The following is a 13165-nucleotide window of genomic DNA, read 5'->3' as shown; positions in this document are numbered from 1 at the left end:
GATTCTGGTTAAAGGCCGTAATTTCCTGGCGGTTGAAAATCTGCAGGTCGGTGCTCAGCAGATTGACCTGAGCAGCAGTGAACGCAGTGATAATTCTCTGACGTTCAGTTATCAGCCGGACAGTCTCGGACTCAAATCGCTGCGTCTGACCACAGCCTCTGGCGTGTTCACAACGGCGGCGGCCATCAATGTGGTTGAGCCTTTGTCGCCGTTAGCGGTTTATTCAGACAACCCCGATAGCGCAACGGTCAGCGATACCGGTGGAGATAAAATCACGCTGCAACTGCAGGGTGCTGGCACTGGTCTGCGTGTTTACTGGTTACCGGCAGAAGACGGCTTCCAGGTGGAAGAAACCTTCCGCGTTGTCCATGCGCTCAATGGTGACAAGCTCACATTCAGTGTTCCGGCGCGCAGCAAAACCTCCGCATATAAAGTGGGACGTCTCTACCATGTTGTGGTCATCCGTGACGTCACTGCCGAACAGATTGAATCTGCGGTACTGACGGTGATCGACGACACTGCACCGCTTATCAGCAGCGTTAAAAATTACTATTACGAGCAGCCGCTGAGCATCAATGCGGACGAACCTCTGATGCTGAGCGCCTTCCAGGTGGAGCGTACGCTTTATGCCAACGGCGCGGTTACTGTTGCTGACGTTACTGAGCAATTTGCGGTGGTTTATAAAAATAACGGTAAAACGTTAGAACTGGCGCACCGCGCCGGTACCTACACCGAGCATAACTCTGAGTACCGTTTCACTATCAATGGCCTCACCGACCTCGCGGGTAACCGTCCGGCCACAATCGGTGCCATGAAGGCGGATGGCCGGTTTATTTCGGTCAGCCAGACACTCGACCGCGAAGCTCCGGTGAATGTGCGCCTGATGAATGATGCAACCGGTGAGCTGGTTAATGGCGCGAGTGTGCTGAAGCGCGCCAAGGTTCATTGTCTGCGCATTGTGGCGGACGACAATATGAGAGCCAGTGACAAGCTGAGCTATAAGTACCGCATCAGTCAAAATCAGGGTCTGAATTATGGTCCGGAACTGACTCAGAGCGACAATGTTAATGAGGCCTGCGGTAAGGGAGCGATTGCTGTTTCTGTCGGTATAAATCAGGTCGATCTGACACTGAAAATGCTGGTCAGCGATGGCAGTCAGATGACCGAGAAAGTGCAGTCTGTTGCTCTGATCGATCCGCAGATTAATTTTGCCGGGTTTACCACTGCGCCTGAAACCGTCGAAGAAGTCAGCGATTCACGTCTGATATTCACCATCAGTGGTGATGTCGAATTTATCAAAGGCAGTGCGGTACAAACGCAGGTATTTGAACGCGGAACCTGGCGTAACTACACCACTTCAACCAGCATCGCCGATGGACAAGCGACGGTCCGTGCCGACGTCGACCAGCCGAAGCTGGAAGATATGGTGCTGGATTATCAGGGCGAACAGTCTCGCGAAGTGCCGGTGCGCGTCATTGTGCCGTTTGGTATTGACGGCCAGAAAGTCTTTGACGCCTCCTATGTGCTGCACAAAGACATTACGCCACCGGAAGTCCGTATTTTGTCGCCACAGGACGGTGGTTACATTCCATGGGATATGCCACTGGATGTGCTGGTGCGCTTCTTCGACCGTTACGGTGTCGAGAAAGTCGAAGCGTCGGTTAACGGTGGCAACTGGTTTGTACTCAGTCAGCCAAACCGTCTGACCTTCACACCAAAAGAAGCTGAATATCCGGGCGATATTAATATCCGTGTCCGTGCACTGGATCCGAACGGCAATCTGAGTGCCGAGCCGTCGCCTGCCAATGGTTCGGAAATCACGGTTACGCCTTATAACGCTGATCTTGGTGAGCCATCGCTGCGTCTGCTGGAGCCGGCCAACGGCGTCAGCGTTAAAGAGCGCACTCTGCTGACGGCTCTGGTGGAAATGCAGAATCTGGAAGAAGCCAGTGTGCAGTTCCTGCTCGGCGGCGAGGAAAATAATCCGCTTAACCCGGCAGAGCAGACTCTGTCGCAGCCGGATAAAGCGACGGTGCGTGTACCTGTGGTCTTCGACGTGCCGGCGGTGTCCGGCTCAATGGCAGCGGTTATCCGCCTGATCAGTGATGGGCATATCCGTTCGCAGGTATTTATCAATATCGAGGACGATGAAGTTCTGGGCAGTCAGCCTGTGCTGGTGACCGAGCCATCCGCGCAACTGCTCGCCGGTACTGACCTTTCGTTCCAGGCCTATGCGTCTCCGGCCATTGATGATCAGGACAGCACATCCTTCGTGCAGCAGCAGGGTATGCGTGCTCCGCTGACCTTCGCCTTTGGTGAACAGCAACTGCTGCAGGACGTGCAGCCGGTTGATGCCGGTGCGGCTGATGTCAGCTTGCTGGCTCATCTGCAGGACCGCAGTGGCAATAATGCCGAGACCAGTACAGCACTCAGTATCCTGCCGTACTTCCGTGCGGACGAAGAGCTGTGGCTGACCCTCAAACCGGGCCTTGAGCGTCTGCAGTCGCTGCAGTATTCAACGGCGCTGGGGCTGGTGGCTGTGATTAACAATGCCTACGGCGGTTTCCGTGTGGTTACCCGTGATCAGGGCGGCTTTACTCAGGCGCAGGGTACTGCCAGCGCACTGCAGCTGGATGGCAGTCGTGCCTATATCACCTACAACGAGGGTGGAGAGCGCAAACTGCTGAGTCTGCAGTGGCAGAACAGCGCGGCAACCCGCGTCGGCGACTGGCTGTTCGACGCCGGACTGACTGCCGTTAATGGTGACGTCATCTTTGCCCGTGCCGGTAACAGCGTGCTGGCCTACCAGATGCGTGATGCGTACCCGGTGCCTCTGGCCGGCTACACAACCAGCGATCTGGTATCAGTGCAATGGGCGGATGGCCGTCTGTGGGCACTGACGGAAACAGCGCTCATTGAACTGAGCCTGAGCAATGACAGTGGCCTGATCGGTCTGCGTGAAGTTAACCGCTTTAATCTGGAAACCTATCAGGGCATGGCGGTAGTGGGCGAGCAGTTTGCTTTCTACAGTGGCGACAACCTGTACCACTATCAGATGGTGGCCGGTGCACTGGAAAGCCGTGGCAGCTTCAGCGCAACGCAGCGCATCCTCAGTGTTCAGGCCGACCGCAGCGGCTGGTGGCTGCAACTGGCCGATGGGCGCTGGATTGCCGTGCAGGATAATCAGCAAACAGCACTCTGGCTGCGTCCGCAGCAGCTGCAGGTGGCACCACAGTTTGTTGGCTATCTGGCGGATAATGGCGTCTACACCCGCGAGCTGATTACTCAGTCCGTGGCCGGGCCGGTTGTGACTCAGACCCTGGCGGCCACCGGCTATCTGCTCCGTGCTGATCGCGCGCTCACTCTGGCCGCTTACACCCAGGACGGTGAACAACTGACGCTGTTCCGTCAGGGAAGCGCTGAGTGGCTGCTGCCGTATGTGCAGAATCTCACGCAGATTGAAGTGAGCTACACGGATGTGACCGGCGAAGGCAAAGTCCTGCTGGCGCTTGATCAGCCGGTCGCTGCCGGTACTGTCAGCGTTGCTCCAGCGTCAGCCACTCTGGCCGTTAATGGCCAGGTGCCGGTAACACTGACACCGGCCGCTGACAGTCAGCTGGTTCTGCTGAATGGTCAGAATGGTGTGCCACTGGCACCGGTTGCTGATCTGGGCTGGCAGCAGTGGCTGCCGATCAGTACGCAAAACGATCTGACCTGGACCATTGACGGTAATAACCTGAGCGCGAGCTGGAGCGGAACGGACAACCAGAGTCAGGGCCGCATTGATATCCTCAGCCCGGAAAACAACAGCACGATACAGGAGTCAGAACCGGTACAGGTTCGCTTCATCAGCAAAGACATTGCTGACGTCCGCTACAGCCGTGTAGTGCTGGAAGATTTCAATGGTGTGATCGTACGTGAGGTATTCCTCGACGGCGCCGCCGGCGATGTCAGTTTGACCATGCCACCGCTGGCGCTGGCGGCCAACTACTACGTCCGCATCCAGACCTATTTCGGCGATCAGCTTAATTACAGCGAAAGCCGTGTCGCGCTGCGGGCCGTGCCTAAGAGCAGTCAGGTGTCTGCAGCCGTAGATGTACCTCTGTTCGTTGCTGCTGGTGCACAGCTGCAACTGCAACGGGATTCTTCTGCTCAGGTCGCAACCGGTCTGCTGTTACTGGAAAACGAACAGGGTGATGTGCTGGCATCCGGCGAACATCAGCTGAGCTATCGCGCGGATTCCGCACTCAGCCGTCTGGTGGTGCGCTCTTATGTCAATGATGGCAAGGGCAACAGCGACAGCCGCAGTTATGTGGTATCCGTGCTGGCTCCGGCCGCGCTTCAGGAGCAAGCGGCGCAGGCGTCCTTGTCACTGGTCATTCCACAGGTTGGTGCGACTCTGTACGCCCGTGGTCGTGAAGTGCAGAACGAACAGGGACAGGCGCTGTTTGAGGTCAGCCAGCCGGTACTGGATGCAGCCGTTATTGGCCAGCGCATAGCTGTGCTCACGGCAGAAGGCATCTTTATTTTCGATCCTGAGCTGGATTATCAGCAGGTGGCTAACCATCCGCTGACCGGCATGAAAGGGCTGCAGGTGAATGGTCACTATCTGTGGAGCTGGAGCGACAGCACGCTGCATACCTTCACCATTTTCGGCAACGATCTGACCAACAAAACCAGTCAGTCACTGGCGGCTGGTATTTCCGGCAGTGCTGTCCACAAGGGGCAGCTGCTGTTTATTGCCGGCGATCAGGCTGTTCTGGGCAAGACGGTACTCAATACCTTCACTTCGGCACCACGGTGGCTGGCGGAACACGATCGTGCGTTCTGGCTGCAGACGGAAGAGGGTGACCTGTTCCGCATGAGAGCGACCGACAGTAAGTTCGTTAAGGTTGGCAATTATGAGGTGGCACAGCAGGGACTGAGCCTGGCCGGACAGCTGGCACTGGTAAGTGCCCAAGGTGAACTGCACTGGCTGAACAGCGACCTCACGCCGGCATTGCAGGATCTGGGCCTCAGTCCGGCATTGGTCAAAGGCGGTCAGTTGTGGATTAGCAATGGTCAGCTGATCAGCAACAGTGGTCAGCACTGGCAGATTGCCGGTGATAATGAACAGCGTCCGGCCTTTGTTGAACAACAGAAAGCCGGGGGTTCCGTGCGTTCTATGGCCTGGTGGCAGGGCCGCTTGTTTGTGGCGGCAGCGCATTACGGTGCTTACCAGCTTACTTACGATCAGACCCAATGGGCGCAAACTCATCTTTCTGCACCTTATGCCGAGCGCGTCGAGCAGGTGCTGCTTAACGACAGCGGTCTGCTGCTGGTGAAAAACGACCAGCAGAAAGTCCGCCGCAAATCGTCGCCAACGGCCTCTGAAACAACCCTGGTCAGCGGCATTGATCCGCAGTTCGTGGCAGCCGGTGGCAATCTGCTGGCGGTATCCGATGGTCGCTTAATCCGCATCAGCGATGGCAGCAATCAGCTGGATCTGACGCTGGACAACGGTGTTGCCGTTACTGCTCTGGCCTGGAGCGGACGCGTACTCTGGCTGGCCGGTGACGATGGCAACCTGCACGAATTGATGCTGCGTGAGTGGCCTATCAGTGAATACGACGTGCGTCGCTATACCCATAAACTGGGTCTGAGCGCGCCGGTGCGTCAGTTGCAGGCGGAAGCGGGCCGCGTATGGCTGCGTGAGGCGGAAGCCCTGCGTTACTTTGAACCTGCAACCTCACAACTGTCGCAGTTCAGCCTGAGCGATGCCGTACAAATCACTCAGATTCAGCGTCAGGGTGGTTTGTTGTGGGTTGCTTATGAAACCTCTGCCAACACCCGTCTGCAGGCCGTGCACCTGCAGGACCTGCAGCTGCAGGGTGACGGTTACGACTACAACACCAGTATCACCGCCATTGCCGCTCAGGCACCGTATTTAGCGGTTGGTTTCGTCGATGGTTCTGTCAGCGTGGAGCATCTGGCATACAACAAACAGCTGCCAGGCGCAGAGCTGACAGCACCAGTGCGTCGTCAGACCTTTGCGTATGGTGACTACCTGACACTGCAGACCGAGTCGTCCTTCTGGTCGGCAGCGGATGTGGCGCTGAACGGTACCATTTCTTATGCCCTGACTCAGGCGCAGGCCTATGACGATCTGGTCCCGGGCTGGCTGCTGAACGGTCAGCCGGTGCAGTTTACCGCGCGCGTGCAGGATCACTTCGGTCAGATTATTTCAGCACCAGCGACGACTTCTTTTGTGCAGTCCCGGGAATTGCCTGCCAGCCGCATCAGTGTGACGTTGAATTTCCCGGCCATCAGCTACTACCCGGCCGATATGCGTATTGAAGCCGTCATTGCGCAGGCCGATCAGCCGGTGCAGATGGTTGAGTACTATATGTCTGCCAGCCAGAGTGGGCCGTATGAACTGATTGCCAAGCACTATGGCCCGCAGTTTGTTATCTACCGCAACTTCGGTATCGAAAAAGACGGCTTCTGGATGAAGGCCCGTGCTGTGGATATGTACGGCAACCTCGCCGACTCAGCGCCGCAGCAGATCCAGCGCCAGCTGGATGCCCTACCTCCGGTCGCCGCTCTGACCCTGTCCGGCGCACCAGTGGTGCATCAGCAACAGGTGATCAGTGACGAAAACTTCCTGCTGTCGGCGGCGGCTAACGATGCCGAAAGCGGTGTACAGAGTCTGATGCTCTACCGTGCTGGTCAGCTGAAAGCCGCCATCTTCGACAATACCGCCTTGTCTTACACCGATAAGGCGCTGGTGGCGGGTGATGTTCTCGATTACCGCGCAGTTGCCATCGACTACGCCGGCAACCGTGGCGACGTCACCAATCTGGTGGAGGTTATCCAGAATCAGCCGCCGCGCATGACGCTTCTGGCGGTGAATGGTAAAGACCTGGCCGTGTCCGGCACTCTGTCTGCTGCGCTGATTGAAGGCGACCGCCTGAATCTGAGCCTGACCGCACAGGACGATGTGGCGGTTAAAAACGTCAGCATCAGCTGGCTGGGTGCCAGTGCGACCAAGAGTGTGAGTGGTAAATCGGCCGTCGTGTCGGCCGCGATTAACGATCCGCGCACAGAACGTCAGAATGGCGATGAGAACCATAGCGCTGCCATTACTCTGACCGACGGTACCGGACGTGAAACCCGTTACGAGGTGAATATCGCCCTTGCGCAAGACCGCGCACCGGATATGAGCAAGCTGAGCGTTGCTCTGCCGCAGGGTGTTATTTTCGGCGAAAGTACCAGCATTAAGGTCAGCGGCTTTGCTGACGTTGATGATGCCGGACAGGCACAGCTGAGCTGTCAGGTTGTCGATGAGCAGGGTAAGCAGATTGTTGGTTTCAGTTGTAAGGATGGCAATGTCAGCTTCAAGGCTGTGCGCCAGTCGGACGATGCGGACACCTTCCGTTTTGCCCTCAAAGCGACGGACCGCTTCCAGCAGTCTTCCACGACGCCAGTGTTTGACGTTCAGGCGACTAACCGCCCGAACCTGGTGCGCTTCACCGCTGCGAACGGTCTCAATCCATCCTTCGTGACGCCTGATGATCAGCCTATGTATCAGGTAGCTGTTGAAGATGATCACGCTCGCGGGGTTGCGCAGCAGAACATTACCTGGTCCATTCAGGCGCGTACGCCGGCGGCGCAAAAAGTTGTGCTGGGTACAACCGTCACTGACATTTCCGGCAGGGCGCACTGGCCGTTGAACACTTTGTTGAAGGCTGGAGGGTATCTGCTGTTTGCTGAAGCCGATGCGCGCTTCGGACTTCTGCCGGCTACCTTTGCGGTGAACGTGGAGGCGGGTCAGCCGAGTGGCGTTCTGGTGAATTACCAGAATACGCTGGAGGCGGGGGCAGAAAGCCACGTTGAACTGTCGCTTTCTGATCTGGCAGGTAACCGTCCACAAACCGACGATGCCTTCGATTTCACCCTGTATTTACCAAGAGGCTTCCATCTTGCGCTTGGAAATCCAGGCACCATCAATGTGGATGCGCTGGGCATTGAGTCTGTATCGCTGGCATTGGGAACAGAATCTCAGAACCTGCTGTTGTCGGCGGCGGAAGCGGCCGGTCAATACAGCATGACGGCGGCAACGCAGCTGGAGGTATACAGCGTCAGCGATAGCGTACGCGTTAGCGGCTCTTCGTTGCCGATCACCGTACTGCCGGCGGCGGTCAATCAGCTGCTGTTCCGTTTCGTTCGTGACGACTATCTCGAGAATCCCGGATCGGTTCGTGGCGTTGAAGAAACCGACGACCGTCTGCACTACGCACTCGAATCCGTCGACCGCTTTGGTAACCGCACCCCTGATACTCTGAGCTATTCGCTGAGTGAGGGGAGCGATGCTCTGGTGACTGGACATCTGACTGGCCTGAGCGAGACAAGCCTTCAGTTTGAAGAGGCTGGCGTGCACTCGCTGCTGCTTTCTGTGGCTGAACCATACGCGTACCTCAGCCGCCCTCTGCAGCTGGATATCCGCCAGCGCGGACCGGGTCTGATTGCACAGCAATGGACTGCAGGCACGGCAACGTATCGCCCGGTGCTGAAATTCATCTTCAATGAATCCATCGCCTTCAAGGATGCGGCAGAAATATCCACGCTGCTGCAAATTAAGGACGGTGACGACAACATCCTGAACGCGGCGGTAGCGAGCGTCGACGAAGCCACCCTTTCTGTGACACTGGCGGATAACAGCTATCCGGACAAGCGCTATCGTCTGGAGAAAGAGCATCTGCGGCTGGTGTCTGCGACAACCGGAGCCGACTTCGCCGCCGAAGTACCGGATGCCTACCTGGCTCTGGATATGCCGCGCATTTATCTGGCGGCAGAAGCGAGTTATCAGGTCGAAGGTGAGTCACTGCCTTTGGAAGCTCTCACCGAGTACAGCAGTTGTTCGGATGCTAACCAGTTCAGTGGCGTGCGCATTCAGCTGGCTGAGGGCGGTAACAGCCTGAATGCGGCCTTCGGTTGCAGTGGTGGCCATTATCGCTGGAACATGCCTTGGCTGGTGGATGCCTTCAGCGAAGGCGACATCCGTACTGTGCTGATGTCTGCCTCCGCTTTTGCAGGGCAGGAGCGCCCGGCAATTGGCAACTCAGTCGCCGTGACCCTGCTGACGGCGGAAGGCGATTACGATCAGGATGGCTTGCCAAATCTGTTCGAGCACAGCAATGGCTTTAATCCACTGCTGGCCGATACCGATGGCAACGGCATCAGCGATGGCGATGAAGATGGCGATAGTGACGGCCTGAGCAATGCGCTGGAACTGAGTTTCGGCACTCTGTGGAATAACGGTGACTCAGATGGTGATGGCCTGAGCGACGCTATTGAATATCAGATCGGTACCATTGCTGTGGGTCCTGAGGGCCTTGATTCAGACAACGACGGTATTTCCGATTACGTTGAATACACCTCAGGTTCAGATCCTAAGGATGAAAATGATCGTCAGATCGACCCATTCTTTGTGGATCAGCTGCAGGCGGCGGACGAGAGCCGTACGTTTACGCTGAACGGTTCCGACATTGACTATCAGCCAGTCGTTCGCGTGCACTTTACCGATGGCGCCTATGCGGAATGGATCGAAGTTACCGGTCTGTCGGATCTCTACAGTCTGAGCAGTCATGATCTGAGCGTGGCTCAGGTTCGTCCGGGTGAAACGAGGGTAGTCATTTCAGGAGCCGGTGAGACAACTCTTTCGCTGTGGCTCACGGAACTGCCGTCCGTTCGTGATGAAATCCAGCTGAGTGTGGAACAGGTGAATGTTGGTGGTCTGCCAGAGTTGGCGCTCACATTAATGGATGTTGGCTACGAGCAAGCGTTCTACCGTGGGGTTAGTAAAAATCTGGTCATGGTAGAGATAACCAACAATATCGGATTTGTCTCCTTAGAGGATGTGCGCCTGAACGGCGAGAACATAGGTTTCGATACACCGTTTGGTTCCGATTACAGCCTTTGCTTCCAGCCGACCCCGTGGAACAGGTCGGTAGCGGGTTGCGACACCGGATTGGTAACTATGTCGGGTATTGGCCGTTGGGCTAACTCACCGGAAGAGGTTGCTGCGGTATCAGCTGAATCCTTCAGCCAGCCTCAGGATCTGCGCTTCTTTGTATTCAGCGATAGATTCATCAGCAGATCTTACGATGCAGTCGGTATGGAGCTGGAGATTGATGCAGTCACCACGAATGGCGAGCGCAAGACACTGTCATTGATGATACCTGTTGAATCCGATCAGCCTGCAATTTACACCCCTACCCCGGGTACCAATTGGCAGCTTTCCGAACTGTTCCGCGTGAGCAATGACGACCCATCAGGGCTTGAACTCAGTCTGGTGGATGCGCAAGGGGCTCCGTACTTTGCGAGCGATTCATACGCTGCTCAGAATCTCGTAGCTACAGGGAATGAGTATGCCGTACGACAGAGCTTCCATGCCGACTGGACAGAGAATATTCCTGCAGTTGACGTTCGGTTGTTGGCAGAGTCCGAGCTAACGATCGATGAGTTTGCACAGAATTACAGTGTGATAATCACCCGCTCAGGCGCAGAGCTACTGCCAGAGAATGCAAATTATCCGGTCAATTATCAGTTCGGAGAGGGTTATGTTACTTATCACTTTGATTTCCAGATCGAAGAAGATAAGGACTATGTAATTACGGTAATTCGTGGTCAGCTTGATGAACAGGAATCCTACAAGAGTAGCAAGCTGCCACACTTTACGGCTGAGCTGTTCGTCCCGTCAGAAGGCATTATCTGGAATACCAATCAATACAAGCTTGATGTTCTGTCCGATCGCTGGAAGATGGTAGCGGCCTATCGCTATTACAATGACATCACGGATGAGTATACCTATTTCAATGGCCAATTCGTGCCGACCAATGGGTTCTCTGAGTTAGGGGTAGACAGCCGGAAGGCATCAGAATTGAGGGATCTGATCAGCGAGTTTATGCCAGGGCACAAAGAAGAGATTCTGGCGGGTAACGTCTATCTCCAAATCTCAACCGAAGATGGCGGCCACGTGGAATCCATCCTGCTACAGGATGAAAATCTGATGAAGTTCAGCGGCAGCTTCCTGGTAACGTCTGCCCCTGTCTTTGACCGGGTTGACTACTACTCTGATCGGATTAACGGCGTCATTAATTCTCCAGAAACACCTGCCCTGTCAGGCAGCTGGTGGTGGTGGTCCTACTCAACCTATTCCTATTCAAGCGCGGGCTCAAATGCAGAAAATACCACGGTAGTAGACTGCAATATCGAATGTCCTACGGTCAGCCAATACTCGTGGGGGCTGTCTCTTGATCCGTCATCAGATCAAGGGGAGCCGCTCAAGTACATGACGTTGCGCTCAGAAATGAGTGGTCTGTTCGACATATTCTACCGCGAGTGGGAAGACTTCTCTGAGTATCTTAACAATAAGGAGCTGTTGCTCTGGGAAGCCTACGGCGATATTTTCGAAACCAAAGTTCAGGTTGCAGAGAATACAATTACAAAGGCCTATGCCTCCAATACTCCGCTGTTCCTGAACGGACGTGATACTTACCTTCGCCTGGTTGTCGAGTCCAGTGCCTCCCTATTTATGGATGGATCGCCTAAGCTGGGTCAGGATTTCAGTCTGATACTGGATGAGCCACTTAGAGCCGTACTTGACTGTGCGGACCTTTGGGTTGGCGCCGGAAGAAACGAAGATATTTCGGACATCTGTGGCGAAGTATTCAGCTTCTATTGGGAGTTTTCGACAAATGGAGTAGTCAGTGTTGAAGTGCCTTTAACACTGACTACTCCGCTGGCGCAGGGCCTGCATTCCAGCAAGGCAATTTTGCTGAACAATGTGACTGGCGATAAGAAAGTAGTGGATATCAGTTTCTGGGTGGTCGATACACGGGAATCGCTTGCTGATCTGAGTCTTGGTCTGGACATGCTGACAACAACACGGGACGAAAGGGCCGGTTTCCAATACGTTGTATCTTACTCTGACATTCTGTCGGAACATGGTTATGAGGTAACGTCACTGCACCTGATCTCCCCGACGGTATCCGACTGGAAGATCTGCGAGGTCGACGAAGATTGGGAGGTGAGTGAGTTCTATGTCCACCTTCAGGATTGTGATGTTCTCTACGTGAACGAAACGAAGACCTATTTGTTCTGGAATCGTGCGGTTGACTACATACTCGAGGGACATGAACTCCAGTTTGAAATATCAACCGAAGGGAGTGATCAGCCGTTTGTCCATGTTATCGATACGTCACCGATTTCGGCCGACAAGCACTTTACCGTTCAATCAAACAATCTCCGTGATGGTATTCTCTATTACCATGAAGGGCAGCTGATAACAGAAGCGATGGGGCTTCAATACAACTTCAATGTACCGGGTATTGTCACTCTGCTCATTGAAAATGAGCCCGTTTCCCTGAGTGCATACACCTATGGCACGAACGTAGAGGATGACGAAGCAAGAATCCGTTTTGACCGGGTTTTACCGGACTCTCCGGTTCTTTATCCTGAACCTGAATCGATCTCAGCATTCACCAATGATTATGCGCAGTCAGTCATCGCATTTAATGGAAGTTTGCTTGGGCTTGGACTTGGCGAAGCGGACTGTGATTGTGAATATCTGACGACGGATACTTTCTATCCAAATGCTGCAAATGGTTCGCGCTATGATGAGGTTCACTTTTACGAGGTGGCGACTAATTTAAATCGAAACCTTAACGGAGTTCGTGCAAAAATCAGGGTTTTCTATGCAGGAACTTACGTCGACAGTCAGGATTTTACCTTCTCGGTGGTCCCTGCTAATGATGGTCCAGATGGTGTGGTAATTAAGCAAAAATATCTGCCAGAATATTCCATGGAGAATGAGCTGGTAAGTATTCAGATTGACTCCAGTTATCTTCTGGTAGGGGACGTTTTTGCAGTAGATTCTTCAACCGGCAAGGAACGGGTTTTGGAGCCTAGATACTCATGGTACTCATTTGATGAGTATTTTTCATTCTCGGTTGAGGAGAGTGAGTATCTTCTTGTATTGAACGATGGGTTTGGCGAGATAGGCCCAATAGAGATTAGAGGAAGTACATTATTCTCTGATTTCAGTAAACTACTAACCATAGAATATGATGGATCATTGTCTGGCCTGAAAGAGCCAAATTATCCATATGTTTTTCCGATGTAA

1 protein-coding gene (running past one end of the window) is annotated in these 13165 nt (G+C 54.5%); it reads left to right on the top strand.

Features of this window, described 5'->3' with window-relative positions; all coding sequences use genetic code 11:
* On the top strand, nt 1-13165 hold the end of the coding sequence (locus tag ACQUQU_RS14165; RefSeq protein ID WP_430460354.1) for an Ig-like domain-containing protein. Its footprint begins 22757 nt before the window's first position; only the last 13165 of its 35922 coding nucleotides appear in the window; its start codon lies off the left edge, out of view; it ends in the stop codon at nt 13163-13165.

Origin of the sequence: Thalassolituus sp. LLYu03, from assembly GCF_050507655.1 — a bacterium.
GTDB lineage: Bacteria > Pseudomonadota > Gammaproteobacteria > Pseudomonadales > Oceanobacteraceae > Venatoribacter.
This window is presented reverse-complemented; position numbering and strand designations above follow the sequence as displayed.